Source organism: Nonomuraea rosea, from assembly GCF_039539705.1.
Taxonomy (GTDB): Bacteria; Actinomycetota; Actinomycetes; order Streptosporangiales; family Streptosporangiaceae; genus Nonomuraea; species Nonomuraea rosea.
The window spans coordinates 1-13,396 of the sequence record NZ_BAABDQ010000016.1; the positions used below are offsets into that span (position 1 = coordinate 1).

Sequence of the window (13,396 nt, forward strand, 5' to 3'; positions counted from 1 at the left end):
CGCGGCGGCCCGCGCCGGCGACCGCGACGGGGCGGCGGCCCGGCTCCGGGTCGCGCTGCCGCTGGCCCAGGCGCTGCGCGCGACGCCGCTGATCGACGACATCGAGGCGCTGTCGCGCCGGGTGGGCGGCGGGCAGGCGGCGCAGGAGCCTTCTGAGCTGCTGACGCCGCGTGAGCTGGAGGTGCTGCGCCTGGTGACCCAGGGCAGGACCAACCGGGACATCGCGGGCGAGCTGTTCATCTCGGCCAAGACGGTGAGCGTGCACGTGTCCAACATCCTCGCCAAGCTCGGCGTCACCACGCGCGGCGAGGCCGCCGCCGCGGCCCACCGGCTGTCCCTGCTGTCCTCGTGACTAGAGGAGCGCCTCGACCAGGAGCACGACACCGAAGAGGGCGAACGCGGCGGCGGCCCCGTACCGGATGACCTTCTCGGGCAGGTGCTTGCCGAGCAGCCGCCCCACCACGATGGCCAGCGCGTCGGCGGCCACCATGCCGACGGTCGAGCCGAGCCAGGTGCCGACCCAGCCGTGCTGCGTCGCCAGCGTGATGGTGGCCAGCATGGTCTTGTCGCCCAGCTCACTCAGGAAGAACGCCACGGTCACCGCGATCAGGGCGTTCCTGGTGGTCCGCTGGGCCTTCTTCGACTCCTCTTCGGTCAGCTCGTCGCCGCGCAACGTCCAGAGCGCGAAACCGAGGAAGGCCAGCCCGGCCACGACGGAGATGGCCGTCGTCGGCAGCGCGTCGCCGATCAGGCCGCCGACCGCCACACTGAGCAGGTGGACGACGGTCGTGGCGATCGTGATGCCCAGGAGCACGGTCCAGGTCTTGAAACGCGTCGCGAACGTCATGGCCATGAGCTGGCTCTTGTCACCCAGCTCGGCTACGAAAATGACGCCGAGACTGATCCAGAACGCTTCCAACGGTCCTCTTCCGCGCGACCGAGCCGGAAGCAGGCACCCGGGGAGATTTTCGGGCACGACTCCGGCCCGGCAGCGTCTTTGTCACATGACTGCCAGGCCGAAGGTCTCGTCCGCCCGTCGCAGGCCCGCGTGACCGGGCGCGGTGAAGCGCCAGCATGTCGATCACGCGATTGGGACTACTCCCCTTCGGTATTTCAACCCACCATAACAGCCGGGAACAGCGTCCTATTCCCCGGCGTCCCCGGCGTCCCCGACGTCCTCGGCATCCCCGGCATCCTCGGTCAAAGCGCACCCGACCATCACCGGCTCGTTGACCAGCGTGACCCCGAACTTCTCCCGCACCCCGTCACGGACCTCCCGCGCCAGCGCCAGCAGGTCGGCCGTGGTGGCCGCGCCGGTGGGATTGGTGAGCGCCAGCGTGTGCTTGGTCGAGATGCGTACGGGCCCGCGCTCGTAGCCCTTCGGGAAGCCGGCCTGCTCGATCAGCCACGCGGCGGGCACCTTGACCGATCCGTCGGGCAGGTCCCAGCGCGGATGCCCGGGAGCGCGCACCGCCAGCACCTCGGCCTCCTCCGGCGAGAGCACCGCGTTGGTGAAGAACGAACCGGCGCTGCGCGTGTCGGGATCGTCCGGGTCGAGCACCATGCCCTTGCCCCGCCGCAGCGCCAGCACCGCCTCCCGCGCCTTCCCGAGCGGCACCCGCTCCCCGGCCGTCACGCCCAGCCGCGCGGCCAGCTCCGCGTACGCCAGCGGCCCGGACAGGTCCGAGACATCCAGCGCGTACGTCACCCCCAGCACCACGTGCCGCGAGAGGTCGCGCTTGAAGGAGCTGTCACGGTAGGAGAATCCGCACTGCCGGCCCTCCACGTCGATGACCTGCCTGGTGCGGCGGTCGTAGGCGCGCACGCACCAGATGGTCTGGGAGACCTCTTGCCCATAGGCTCCGACGTTCTGGATGGGCGTCGAGCCCACCAGCCCGGGAATGCCCGACATGCACTCGATGCCCGACCAGCCCTCCGCCACGGCGCGGGCCACCAGCGGGTCCCAGTCCTCGCCCGCCTCGACCGTGACCAGCACCTGCTCGCCGTCGCGTGAGACGGTCACGCCCTGGGTCGCGACCTTGATGACGAGCCCGTCGAACCCCTCGTCGGACACCACCAGGTTGCTGCCGCCGCCCAGGATCAGCGTGGGCACCGCCTTCCTGTCGGCGTCGGCGACCAGGGACACGAGCTGCTCCGACGTGGTCGCCTCCGCGAACTCGCGGGCGGGGCCGCCCAGGCGCAGCGTGGTATACGGTGCGAGCTTCTCCATGGGTAACAAGCTTATGAGGCTCGCAGCATCCGCAGCACCCCGTCATAGTTGCGACGGCACTCGCGGTCGCGGTAGTCGGGCGAGACGTCGTGCCTGCCCAGCCGTTCCACCGGGAGGCGCTCTTCCGGCACGACCAGGTCGCCGGACAGGGCGAGTGAGAGCTCCAGGTCGGCGTTCCCGCCATAGTTGGCGTCCTCGGGCAGCGCGGTCAGGGCCGCCGACCTGCGTACCGCCAGGAGGTCCCCGGACAGCGCCCGCACCTTCCCCGGCCCGGCCTCCCGCCAGCCCGTCGCCTCCGCTTTCCGCCACCCGTCGTCCTCCGCGACCGCACCCTGCCACTCTCCGTCCGACGGCTCCATGCCGTGCCAGCCGGCCGCCACGGCGCCTGCCACGATGGCCGCGACCAGCGGGGTCAGGGCGTCGCCGAGCAGCGCGCCGCTCGTCTCCATCAGCACGTGCACGTCGGAGTCGTCCAGCCGCAGCAGCTTGGCCCGGCTCTCGCCCCAGGTCGCCGTGCCCCCTCGCCAGTGCGGCTCCTCGGCCACGTGCCAGACGGTGATCCGCTCGGGATGCCGCTCGCTCAGCACGTCCAGCACGTCACCGGCGCCGTCCACGTTGCCGAGGTCGAGGGCGAGCACCTGCGCGTCGGTGTGCTCCACCACCGACCGCACGCACCGCTCGACGTCCTGCGGCCAGCCGTCGACCAGCAGGCCCACGGCGGCGGTGACACCCTTCGTCTCCACGCGCTGCCGCTCGGCGTTGACGCCCAGCTCGTCCAGGCGGTTCGTGGCGAGCGTGCCGTCCCAGGCGCGCTGGGCGTGCAGCATGCCGTCATCCGGATCGCCGTGCTGGCCGGGATCGCCCGAGAACCCCAGCTCGGCGGCGGGGTTGAGCCGGGCGTGCGTCCCTCGCGCCCGCGCCGTCCCCACACCGGTCGCCGCGCCCGCGGCACCGTTCTCTGGGCCGCCCGTCGTGTCGCGCCCGGTCCCGGCGCTCCCCGCCACCTGCTCGATCCGCGCAGGCCGCAGCGAGGACGGCGACTTGGCGTCGGTCACGGCGGACACCGGGATCGAACGAACCGAGGGCCAAACCTGTCGCGCAGCTTCAGTCATACCGACACGGGTACCCGAGAGCCGCGCGACATATCATCCGCTTCAGGGATGATCAGGACAGCTGTACCACCGCACGAGCCTTGGACAGCACCCGTGCGTCACCCGACTTGGCGGTGAGCCCGATGACCACCCGCTTGTCCCCAAGCTTCTCCTCCACGATCCCGCTGACCGAGACCGTCGCGCCCTGGTCGTCGTCGGGAACGACCACCATCGACGAGAACCGCACCCCGAAGTCCACCACCGCCCCGGGATCTCCCGCCCAGTCGGTGACGAACCGCCCGGCCTGCGCCATCGTGTACATCCCGTGCGCGATCACGTCGGGCAGCCCGACCATCTTGGCGAACCGCTCGTTCCAGTGGATCTGGTTGAAGTCCCCGGAAGCCCCGGCGTACATCACCAGGTTGAGCCTGCGCACGTGGTAGTCCACGGCCGGGAGCTCCTGCCCGACCTCGACCTCGTCGTACTTCACCGTGGCGGTCATCTCAGCCTGCCCCTCCACGCTCGACGATCGTGTTGTAGGTGACGCAGACCGGTTCGCCGCCGACGGTCGTCACGTCGCTGCGGATGGTCAGCAGCTCGTTGTGCCCCGCGCTCCTGATGTCGGTGATGGTCGCGGTCGTGACCAGCTCGTCGCCGGCGCACACGGGACGCACGTACTCGAAGCGCTGCTCGCCGTGGACGACCATGGCGAAGTTCAGGCCCAGGTCGGGGTCGACGAGCGCCTCGCCGCCGCTCTGCATGCCGAACACGATGGGGAACGTCGGAGGCGCGATCACGTCGGGATAGCCGGCGGCCCGGGCGGCCTCCTTGTCGCGGTAGAGCGGGTTCCCGTCTCCGATCGCGGCGGCGAATTCCCTGATCTTCACCCTGCTGACCTCGTATGGGGCGCTGGGCGGATAGGTTCTGCCCACGAAGTCACGGTTCAAGGCCATCAGTGCTCCCTCGCATGTCCTCAGCCGGGCGCTGATGAGGCCGACGCTAACAGAACAAGGTTCGGCTGTCCCCGCTCATGGCCGGGTTTTTGCTCTGCGCCGGAGCCCTGCACTGACATGCCCTGAACACACGACAAACCGGCGCCCTACGACGGAGCGCCGGTTGTGCGATATTAACGATGAAGAGGCAGGAGTGACTGCCCGGAGCCCTATCGGGTCTCGCGGTGCGCGCGGTGGGTGCGGCAGTTGGGGCAGTACTTCTTCAGCTCAAGCCGATCCGGGTCATTGCGCCGGTTCTTCCGCGTGATGTAGTTGCGGTGCTTGCACTCCTGGCAGGCCAGCGTGATCTTCGGCCTAACGTCTGTGGCAGCCACTTGGGAGTGCCTTTCTACGTCGGGATATGGACACACCCGTACCCAGGCCGATCGACCTGGGATAGGGCAGTAGCGGAGGCCGGACTTGAACCGGCGACACAACGATTATGAGCCGTTTGCTCTGCCTGACTGAGCTACTCCGCCTTTGAGCCGGTAATGACCCCCCGGCCCCATAGAGGATACCCGACGCTGTGAGCACATTAGTAACTCACCCAGTCGGGTGGGGTCCCCCCATTATGCCCTAGGACCCCCGCCAAACCGAAATCCGTCGCCAGCGCCGGTAGACCTCCTCGGCTCAGCCGTACAACCCGGTGATCTCCACCTCCTCCCCGTCGTCGGCCACGACCGTCCCCCGGTAGTGTCCGAACGCCTGTGCTTCCCTGCTGCGCATGTACAGCGCCCTGCGCACGTCGGCGAGCCTGACGTGCTCGGGCACGAACGCCAGATCCACCCGTTCGCCGGTGACCCGCCAGGGCGCGTGCCAGTCGGAGGTGTCGTACCGCCAGACCAGCTCCTCGCTGATCTTGTGGACGCGGCCGTCCAGGATGAGCGCGTTCTCGACGCTGCCGGTGCCGTCGGTCCACTTCCCGCCGATCTGCACGGCCACGTCCCGGCCGTCAGGCTCTCCCTGCCGGGCACCCGGTGCACCAGCAGGTCGGCCTGCATCTCGGCCGACTTCAACGGCAGCCGGGTCCCCTCGGCCGTCTCGTCCACGCTGATCCGCACCGCGCCCGCGCCGATCCGCACGCTGCCCTCGCCGCAGCGCTCGGAGAAGGCGACCTGCCTGGCCGGCACCAGCAGCCCTCTGCTGGAGGTCTGCTCGCCGGTGCGGCGGTCCAGGAACCACGCCGACTCGACCGCCAGGTAGTCGAGGCTGCTCGCGCTGAACGCGAACACCTGATCCGGGCTGGTCACACACCAGTAGTCCCAGCGCATCGTGCGACCCCAGCCGCGGAGGTTGGCCCGGTGCAGCGGCGTGCGGCTCCAGCCGACGGCCGCCGGGTTGAGCCGCCCGTCGGGCAGGCACAGGTCCACCCGCGCGGTGCTCTCTCGCTCGCGTACGGCGTGCGGGCTCGTTCGCATGCTGCTCTCCGTCATCGGCCCAGCCCAACGCTGAGGTACTTGTAGTCCAGGTAGTCGGCCACGCCGAGACCGCCGCCCTCACGGCCGTACCCGCTGTTCTTGATCCCGCCGAACGGCGCCTGCGGCCCGCCGTTCACGGTCACCATGCCGAACTCCAGTGCCTCCGCCACCCGCAGCATCCTGGTCAGGTCGGCGGTCAAGGACTGTTACCGGAATGTTTCCTAGCAGCTCAGGACGGGCCGAAGGGCTCGAAGGCGCGCCGAGGCGGGTCCGGGCAAACGAAAAACGCCCGACCGCATTACGCGGATCGGGCGTGGTGTCTCACAGAGTGCGAGCCCCCAAACGGAATCGAACCGTTGACCTTCTCCTTACCATGGAGACGCTCTGCCGACTGAGCTATAGGGGCCTGTCCGGCGCTGCGGACAGGTGTAACCATACACGGCAGTCAGCGATGATGCGAACTCGTTCGGGCCCCCGCGGGCTCCTCCGCCAGCCGCTGTGGGGGAAGATCGATCACCTCGCACAGGTCGGCCAGATCGACGTGCCTGGCCACCTCCGCGACGGAAACGCAGTCGGCGACCAGCCACCCATGCCTGCGTACGCGCAGCACCTGTCGCCCGGCTCGCAGGACGCCCACGACCTCGTAGCCGTCGAGACCGACCCATCTCCTGTCCATAGCGGCACAGATTAGCCGCCGGGTCTCTCAATTTTCGCCACGCCACAGGCGTTACAGCCATACCGAGTCGGCACTGAGAAGGTCGAGCCGCGGGCTCATAGGCTCCGACCTGCGCGGGGTCAGTATCGGTAGAAGCCTGCGAAGTCCTTCTTGCGCGCGATGTCGTCGATGCGCACCACGGCCCCGGTCTCGGGGGCGTTCATCATCTTTCCCTGTCCGAGATAGATGCCCACGTGGTGCGTTTTGACGGACTTTTTCGTGATTTTTCCGAAGAAAACCAGGTCACCGGGGGCGGGCGAGCCGACGCGGCGCATCTTCCGTACGTGATCATTGGTGTTGCCCGGCCCCAGCACGTCCTGGCCGTGCGCCAGCGCGTACACCCATCTGGTGAATCCCGAGCAGTCGAGGCCGCGCGTCCGCCTGGCCGGGCAGGGTTTGATCTTGCCTCGGTAGCCCTTGCACGTGCCCTTCGACGGGCCGGGGTCGTCGCTGTGGCCGCCGCCCCACGAGTACACGACGCCGCGCTGCTCGATCTCGTACGCGAGCCGGACGATCCGCGGCGGCACATACGCGTCCAGCGGCATCGAGGCCGTGGCGACCAGCAGGATCAGTGCCGCCGCCACGGCTAACCGCCGCCTCATCCCGTTCCCCCTTTTGTCCTGGGCCCCGGGATTCATCCTGCATCATCAGGCTTTGAGGGTGAGTTTCACCGATCCGACGGTGATGTACATGCCGACCGAGCCCTTCGCCTTGGGCTTGGTGGTGAACGTGAACGTCGCCTTCTGGCCGCGCGGCAGCTCGCCGACCGAGCAGCGCACCGCGGTGCCGCTGAAGGTGCATCCCGGGGCCCGCACGACCTTCTGCCCGCCGAACGCCCGGCCCGACAGCTTGATGTCCTTGACCGGGTGGGGGCCGGTGTTGGAGATGGTGACCGTGTAGGTCTTCCTGCTCTTGGCCACGCCCGCGACCTTGACCTCGGCGGGCGGGTTGGCCAGCGTCTTGAGCTGGGACTCCGAGCCGTTGAAGGCGTTCTGGCCGCCGGCCAGGGTGCCCTTCTCCGCCGACTGCCAGAACGTGTGCTTCTTCCAGCTCTTCGGCAGCTCACCGGGCTCGCTGCCCCAGCGGGCGAGCCAGAGCGGGTTGGACCTGAACTTGGTGGAGTTCCCCGTGCAGGTCTGCCACCAGCTCGTGGTGGTGTAGATGATCGCGTGCCGGCCGGTGGCCGCACGATACTTCTTGGTGAAGTCCCTCAGCCAGGTGACCATGTCCTCGGTGGACAGGCCGTAGCAGTTGTTCTTCCCGTTCTTGTCCTTGTACGGGTTGTCCTCGATATCGAGAACTCCGGGCAGCGTTTGGCCGTCGCTGATCCAGTTGCCGCCGTTCTGCAGGAAATAGTCCGCCTGGGCTGTCCCATCGGATTCGTGCGGTTGCGCAAAGTGATAAGCCCCGCGAACCAGCCCGGCCGTCGCAGCGCCGCCGAACTGGGCGTCGTAACGCGGATTGCGATAGTTCGTACCCTCGGTGGCCTGCACGAACGCGAACTTCCCGCCGCCCGAGGCCACGCTTTCCCAGTCGATGTCACCGGTCCAGTTACTGACGTCCACCCCGGGAACACCGTCGTCCGCGTGGGCGACCCCGCCCATCCCGACCAACGCAATTACCGCAACAAATAACAGTCGTTTCACGCGGGAGATCATCGCGGAGTTTCACACATTGCCGCAAGTCCAGAAATATCCACTGTTATCGAGGTGTCCACTCGATAGACCACCCCCAGCCCCAGCGGCCGCGCCCCGGCCACCCATTCGCGCCACCGCTCGTCGCCCACCTCGTCGTCGTGGTGGATCGCGTGCCGCGTCCGCCGCTCGTACCGGCGCCTGGCCAGCTCGGGCGGCACCTCGCACCAGACCTCCCGCACCCCGGCCGTGCCCACGACGCCCGCCCGCTCCAGCCCGGCCAGGACCACCGGCCGCAGCGGCGCCAGCCAGGGGCTTTCGAGCACCGCACCCCGTCCGGCGTTCGCCAGCAGCGTCCACAGGCTCTCGCCGGCCGCCGCGCCCAGCCGTCTGCTCCACTCCCGCTCGCCGACCCCCTCAGGTCGTTCGAGCACGTCGGCCAGCGTCTCCTTCAGGTCGTCCTTGCTGAAGACGGGCAGGCCGAGCGCTCGGCCCAGGGCCCGCGCGACCGTCGTCTTGCCCGCGCCCGGGAGGCCGTTCACCAATACCACCAGCTCGCTCACGCTCCGGCATGTTGCCGCAACCTTCCGCAGGTCCGCGCGGGCCGGGTCCGAGAAACTTGCCGTTTTCCGGGAAACCGCACCTGGGAGCCCGGAAATCGGCCGTTTTCCACTCCGTCTCCCGACGTCGTTTTCGCAGGTCAGGGCCGTATATGAACGTCATGTTCGCGTTTGCCAAACCGGGTTTTCCCTGCCCAAACTGGATCCGATCCTCGAACCAACCCCCGACCAGGGGTTTCTTCGCCATGCCCGGAGGAGACCGACCATGATCCACACCCGGGGACTGACCCGAGTGTTCACCGTCAAGAAAGAGCGGGTCGAGGCCGTCCGCGGCATCGACCTGGACGTCGAGGCCGGCCAGCTCGTGGCCTTCCTGGGCCCGAACGGCGCCGGCAAATCCACCACCCTGAGAATGCTCACCACCCTCCTGCCGCCGACCGCCGGGACCGCCACGGTGGCGGGCCACGACGTGGCCGGCGACCCGGCGGCCGTACGCGCCCGCATCGGCTACGTCGGCCAGCGCAACAGCGCGGGCGAGAACTTCCGCGTCCGCGACGAGCTCGTCACCCAGGGCCGCTGCTACGGCCTCGACGGCAAGCAGGCCGGCGCCAGGGCGGACGAGCTGCTCGACCTGCTCGACCTGCGGCCACTCGCCAAGCGCAAGCCCGGCACCCTGTCCGGGGGCCAGCGCCGCCGCCTGGACATCGCGCTCGGCCTCATCCACCGCCCCGCCCTGCTCTTCCTCGACGAGCCCTCGACCGGCCTCGACCCGACCAGCCGCGCGGAGATCTGGCAGCACATCCTGCGGCTGCGGGAGACGTACGGGACGACGCTGTTCCTGACCACGCACTACCTGGAGGAGGCCGACAGCATGGCCAAGCGCGTGGTGATCATCGACAACGGCCGGATCATCGCGGACGGCACCGCCGAACAGCTCAAGAACGACCTCGCGGGCGACCACATCACCATCACGACCGCCACGGACCAGGAGGCGCGGGCCGCCGCCGAGACGGCCGGCGTTACGGCGGACGGCACGACCGTGCGTGTGCGGGTCCCCAACGCCGCCGCCGCGCTCCCCGACTACCTCAGGACCCTGGACGGCTCGGGCATCAAGGTCGTCACGGCCGAGACCACCCGGCCGACCCTCGACGACGTGTTCCTCACTCTTACCGGGAGAAGCCTCACCGATGATGACATTCCTGCGTGACACCACCACCGTCTTCTCCCGCGAGTTCGCACCGGTCGTCCGCGAGCCCGTCGGGCTGCTGTTCGAGATGGGGCAGCCGCTGCTGTTCCTGTTCCTGTTCGGCTCGCTGCTGGACGGGGCGGTCGGGGCGTCGTGGCAGTGGTTCGTGCCGGGGATCCTGGTCATGATGTGCCTGACCGGCCCGATGAGCTCCGGCTACACGCTGCTGGTCGAGCTGATCGGCGGCTCGATGGAGCGCATGATGGTCACGCCACTGAACCGGACGGCGATGCTGGTCGGCCGGACCATGAAAGAGATGATCATCCTGCTGGCGCAGGCGCTGCTGATCATCGCCCTGTCCATCCCGCTGGGCTTCGAGCTGCACGTGGCGGGCGTACTGGCCGGGCTGGCCCAATTGGTGGTCTTCGGCGTCGGGCTCGGCTCGCTGTCGTTCGTCCTGGCCATCAAGTCGGCCCCGGGCGGGACGCTGTTCTACATCGTCAGCCAGTCGATCATGTTCCCGCTGCTGCTGCTCTCCGGCGTCCTGCTGCCCCTGGAGACCGCCCCCGGCTGGCTGCGGGTGATCGGCCAGGTCAACCCGGTCACCTACCTCGTCGACGCCCAGCGCGCCCTGTTCTCCGGCGACCTGGCCAACCCCTCGATCCTGTACGGCACCGCGGCCGCCTGCGCGGTCGCCGCCGTCGGGCTCCATCTGGGCAACCGGGCCATGCGCAAGGGCGTCTGACTAAGCTGTCAGGGTTCCAGGAGGGGGATCCATGGCCGAATTGATCGCGACGAACACGGTTCCGTGGATCCCCGTGGCCCATCGCCTGGACCTGATGCTGTCCTCCGCCCTCCCGCCCGCCGGGCAGACGACGTCGGCGTTCGCGTTCGTCTCGGACCAGGCCGGCCGGACCCTCATGACCTGTGTGGACCGTGTGGGCCGCGGCTGGGACATTCCGGGCGGCCATCTCGAACCGGGTGAGACGGCGCTCGACGCCGCGGTCCGCGAGCTCTACGAGGAGACCGGCCTCCGCCTGCCCCCGTCCGCTCTGTCTGTCTTCGCCTGGCAGCGGGTCGAGCTGCTCGAACCGCCGCCCGACGACTACCGCTATGCGCCGCTGACGTACATGGCGATGTTCCGGGCCACTCTTCCCGCACCGGGCGGCCCGACGCGGCCGCCCGCCGAATCGGAGAGCAGCCGGGCCGACTGGCTCCCGAGCGAGGAGATCCAGCGGGTCTGCCCCGGCCGCACCTGGCTGGCGCTACTGGATCTCGCGGGCCCGCTCTAGGTCCTGCGACCGGTACATCCGCTCGGGAATGCCGGCCAGCGTGGACGGATGCACCTGCGGTCCCAGGCCGTACAGCTTCTGGAAGCTCATGATCAGCGGCCGCCAGGCGTCCGGGTCGATGTGATCGCTCGTTCCGGCCAGCCGGATCTCGTCGTGCACGTACACCCGCTGCACCCGTACCTCGAACGACAGCACGCCGCCGTCGTCACCCACCGGATGCACGGCCTCGACCACCGCCTCCATGCTCACCGGGCACTCGCCGACCCGCGGCGGCGCCACCGTCTCGGACGGCACGGCGCTCAGCCCGGCCCGCCCGAACTTGTCCGCCACGTACCGGTAACCCCGCTCATGCTTCCGCCCGGGAACGGGATCGCACCCGGTGGTCAGCGCCAGCCGGTCGACGGCCGCAGCGAGGTCGTCGGAGGGCAGGTTCAGCACGCACTCGCGCGTCCGCAACAGGTTCTGGGCGGTCTTGGCCCGCGCACCCAGCCCCAGGACCGCCCGCCAGCCGAGCCAGAAGGCCGACGACATGGGTGCCAGGTTGGGCGTTCCGTCCTCGTTCTCGGAGGAGATCAGGACGACGGGGGTGCCGAAGTAGAGGATGTTCGGCTCGATACGGGTCTGCTGGTCAACGACAACAGTCATACGCCCTACTTTCGTCCGGTAGGCCCTCAGGTGCTGGCGGCGATCGGACGTCTCGTTGCCCGCCTGCTCAGTAGTAGCGACGCATCAGCTCGGTCGCCCCGTCTCGTCGCGCGCCGACCTGCCGGGCATCGACTTCGACCACGCGTCCGGCCCCGGTTGATTTCCCTATGACGATCCGAAACTCCAGAATGGCCTGCCGGATCATCTCAATGACTTTTTCCAGCTGTCCCATTATCGATATTCAGACCGGTCGGCCGCTGCGACGGAAGTAGCCGGCATAGTAATTTTCCGCCATGCCTAAATTGCGTGCCGCCGGCCGGGCGAGCGCCCTGCCGCGCAAGGCCGTTTGCCTGGCCGCCGCCGGAGTCCTCGCCACCGGGTCACCGGTCGCGTACGCGTCGGCTTCGCCCCCTGCCCCCAACGCCGTCATCGTCTGGGACATGAATGCCCAGACCGCGATCTGGGACGTCGCCGGCCAGCAGCCGCAGGTCCAGGCGCACAGCTTCGCCATGGTGCACGGAGCCGTCTACGACGCGGTGAACGCGATCGCCGGGAGCCCGTACCAGCCGTACCTGATCGCGCCGCGCGCCACCGGAGCCGAGTCGGCGAACGCCGCCGTCGCCACCGCGGCCTTCCGCGTGCTGGCCGCCCTGTTCCCCGCGCAGCAGGCGAGGCTGCAGACGCAGTACGACGAGTCGCTGGCCACGATCCCGGACGGCACCGCGAAGCGGCGCGGGATCTCCGTGGGCGCCCAGGCCGCCGCTGCGATGATCGCGGCGCGGCAGGACGACGGCGCGTTCGGCGACCAGACGTGGACCGTGGGCACCCAGCCCGGCCAGTGGCGGCCGACGCCGCCCGCGTACGCCTCCGACGGAGCCTGGGTCGGCCACCTCAAGCCGTTCCTCATCCCCAGCGCGTCCATGTTCCGCACGTCCGGCCCGCCCGCGCTCACCAGCCGCCGCTATGCCCGGGACTTCAACGAGGTCAAGACGATCGGTGCGGCGACCAGCACGGTCAGGACGACCGACCAGACACAAGCCGCGATCTGGTGGCATGACCGGCATCTGGCCGAATGGGAGATCAAACGCCAGCTCGCGACGACGCAGCGGCTGAGCACGCTTCAGTCGGCCCGGATGTTCGCGATGGTCGATCTGACCGAAGCCGATGCCACCACCGCCTGCTTCAACGAGAAGGCGGCGTGGAGCTTCTGGCGGCCGATCACCGCGATCCAGCTGGCCGACACCGACGGCAACCCGGAGACGACGGCCGATCCCGGCTGGACGCCGTTGCTGGTCACGCCGCCGCACCCGGACTTCACCTCCGGGCACACCTGCTTCACCGCGGCGAGCATGTCGGCGCTGGCGCACTTCTTCGGCCGGGACGACATCTCCTTCAGCGGGTACAGTGCGGCCTCGGGCACCACCAGGCACTTCCGCAGCTTCTCGCAGGCGCTCGCCGAGGTCATCGAGGCCCGCGTCTGGGGCGGGATCCACACCCGTACGGCCGACGTGCAGGGCGCGCGGATCGGCAAACAGGTCACCGCGTACGCGACCACGCACTACTTCCGCGTCAAGCCGAAACCAGGGGGTTGAACGGCGCCACCCGCACGACGATGATCGAACCTGAACGCTCC

General features: G+C 69.2%; 19 protein-coding genes, 2 tRNA genes and 1 pseudogene. 5 read left to right on the forward strand and 17 right to left on the reverse strand.

Going from position 1 to position 13,396, the window contains the following annotated elements; all coding sequences use genetic code 11:
• Positions 1 to 352: helix-turn-helix domain-containing protein (locus ABEA43_RS31945; protein ID WP_345567660.1), on the forward strand; the 352-nt coding region annotated here is incomplete at its 5' end.
• Here the strand turns inward: ABEA43_RS31945 and ABEA43_RS31950 are convergent.
• The 15 genes and pseudogenes from ABEA43_RS31950 to ABEA43_RS32015 form a co-directional block, all read right to left on the reverse strand.
• Positions 353 to 919 carry a TMEM165/GDT1 family protein gene (locus ABEA43_RS31950; protein WP_345567662.1) on the reverse strand — a complete coding sequence of 189 codons (567 nt, stop codon included), beginning with the start codon at positions 917 to 919 and terminating at the stop codon, positions 353 to 355.
• Positions 920 to 1,144: 225 nt separating this feature from the next.
• A complete protein-coding gene (locus ABEA43_RS31955; protein WP_345567664.1) occupies positions 1,145 to 2,230 on the reverse strand; it encodes a UDP-N-acetylmuramate dehydrogenase in 1,086 nt (361 codons plus the stop codon).
• Between the two features lie 11 nt (positions 2,231 to 2,241).
• Positions 2,242 to 3,285 carry a hypothetical protein gene (locus ABEA43_RS31960; RefSeq protein ID WP_345567666.1) on the reverse strand — a complete coding sequence of 348 codons (1,044 nt, stop codon included), beginning with the start codon at positions 3,283 to 3,285 and terminating at the stop codon, positions 2,242 to 2,244.
• Positions 3,286 to 3,394: 109 nt separating this feature from the next.
• Positions 3,395 to 3,823: a MaoC family dehydratase gene (locus ABEA43_RS31965; protein ID WP_345567668.1), complete on the reverse strand. Its 429-nt coding sequence runs from the start codon at positions 3,821 to 3,823 to the stop codon at positions 3,395 to 3,397.
• Position 3,824: 1 nt separating this feature from the next.
• Positions 3,825 to 4,274, reverse strand: coding sequence for a MaoC family dehydratase N-terminal domain-containing protein (locus tag ABEA43_RS31970; RefSeq protein WP_345567669.1), 450 nt, complete (start codon positions 4,272 to 4,274; stop codon positions 3,825 to 3,827).
• Positions 4,275 to 4,483: 209 nt separating this feature from the next.
• Positions 4,484 to 4,648 (reverse strand): 50S ribosomal protein L33, encoded by a 165-nt coding sequence (gene rpmG / locus ABEA43_RS31975; protein ID WP_101786011.1) that lies wholly within the window; start codon positions 4,646 to 4,648, stop codon positions 4,484 to 4,486.
• A 70-nt stretch (positions 4,649 to 4,718) separates the two neighbouring features.
• A tRNA-Met gene (locus ABEA43_RS31980) sits at positions 4,719 to 4,792 on the reverse strand.
• Positions 4,793 to 4,943: 151 nt separating this feature from the next.
• Positions 4,944 to 5,255, reverse strand: a complete 312-nt coding sequence (locus tag ABEA43_RS31985; RefSeq protein ID WP_345567671.1) for a DUF2804 family protein — start codon at positions 5,253 to 5,255, stop codon at positions 4,944 to 4,946.
• A 68-nt stretch (positions 5,256 to 5,323) separates the two neighbouring features.
• Positions 5,324 to 5,746: pseudogene (locus ABEA43_RS68245) on the reverse strand (DUF2804 family protein); the annotation flags it as partial.
• Entirely contained in the window at positions 5,743 to 5,931 is a 189-nt protein-coding gene (locus ABEA43_RS31990; protein ID WP_425570387.1) for an aldehyde dehydrogenase family protein, read from the reverse strand. The pseudogene ABEA43_RS68245 and the gene ABEA43_RS31990, both read right to left, overlap by 4 nt.
• 133 nt (positions 5,932 to 6,064) lie before the next feature.
• Positions 6,065 to 6,137, reverse strand: a tRNA-Thr gene (locus ABEA43_RS31995).
• A gap of 39 nt (positions 6,138 to 6,176) precedes the next feature.
• Entirely contained in the window at positions 6,177 to 6,407 is a 231-nt protein-coding gene (locus ABEA43_RS32000; protein WP_345567672.1) for a transposase, read from the reverse strand.
• Between the two features lie 119 nt (positions 6,408 to 6,526).
• Positions 6,527 to 7,048 (reverse strand): C40 family peptidase, encoded by a 522-nt coding sequence (locus ABEA43_RS32005; RefSeq protein ID WP_345567673.1) that lies wholly within the window; start codon positions 7,046 to 7,048, stop codon positions 6,527 to 6,529.
• Between the two features lie 45 nt (positions 7,049 to 7,093).
• Positions 7,094 to 8,050, reverse strand: coding sequence for a GH25 family lysozyme (locus ABEA43_RS32010; RefSeq protein WP_345567674.1), 957 nt, complete (start codon positions 8,048 to 8,050; stop codon positions 7,094 to 7,096).
• 50 nt (positions 8,051 to 8,100) lie between these two features.
• A complete protein-coding gene (locus ABEA43_RS32015) occupies positions 8,101 to 8,643 on the reverse strand; it encodes a P-loop nucleotide/nucleoside kinase family protein (RefSeq protein WP_345567676.1) in 543 nt (180 codons plus the stop codon).
• A 262-nt stretch (positions 8,644 to 8,905) separates the two neighbouring features.
• On the opposite strand from ABEA43_RS32015, the gene ABEA43_RS32020 reads away from it, so the two are divergent.
• The 3 genes from ABEA43_RS32020 to ABEA43_RS32030 are packed head-to-tail and all read left to right on the forward strand — an operon-like array spanning position 8,906 to position 11,118.
• A complete protein-coding gene (locus tag ABEA43_RS32020) occupies positions 8,906 to 9,847 on the forward strand; it encodes an ATP-binding cassette domain-containing protein (RefSeq protein ID WP_345567678.1) in 942 nt (313 codons plus the stop codon).
• Positions 9,828 to 10,571 carry an ABC transporter permease gene (locus tag ABEA43_RS32025; protein ID WP_345567680.1) on the forward strand — a complete coding sequence of 248 codons (744 nt, stop codon included), beginning with the start codon at positions 9,828 to 9,830 and terminating at the stop codon, positions 10,569 to 10,571. Before ABEA43_RS32020 ends, ABEA43_RS32025 begins: the two co-directional genes overlap by 20 nt.
• A gap of 31 nt (positions 10,572 to 10,602) precedes the next feature.
• Positions 10,603 to 11,118, forward strand: a complete 516-nt coding sequence (locus tag ABEA43_RS32030) for an NUDIX hydrolase (protein WP_345567681.1) — start codon at positions 10,603 to 10,605, stop codon at positions 11,116 to 11,118.
• Here ABEA43_RS32030 and ABEA43_RS32035 read toward each other — a convergent pair.
• Positions 11,092 to 11,763 (reverse strand): flavin reductase family protein, encoded by a 672-nt coding sequence (locus tag ABEA43_RS32035; protein ID WP_345567683.1) that lies wholly within the window; start codon positions 11,761 to 11,763, stop codon positions 11,092 to 11,094. The genes ABEA43_RS32030 and ABEA43_RS32035 overlap by 27 nt on opposite strands.
• 67 nt (positions 11,764 to 11,830) lie before the next feature.
• Positions 11,831 to 11,995 carry a hypothetical protein gene (locus tag ABEA43_RS32040; protein ID WP_345567685.1) on the reverse strand — a complete coding sequence of 55 codons (165 nt, stop codon included), beginning with the start codon at positions 11,993 to 11,995 and terminating at the stop codon, positions 11,831 to 11,833.
• 61 nt (positions 11,996 to 12,056) lie between these two features.
• Here ABEA43_RS32040 and ABEA43_RS32045 point away from each other — a divergent pair, with 61 nt between their 5' ends.
• A complete protein-coding gene (locus tag ABEA43_RS32045; RefSeq protein WP_345567687.1) occupies positions 12,057 to 13,355 on the forward strand; it encodes a vanadium-dependent haloperoxidase in 1,299 nt (432 codons plus the stop codon).
• Positions 13,356 to 13,396: the final 41 nt, after the last annotated feature.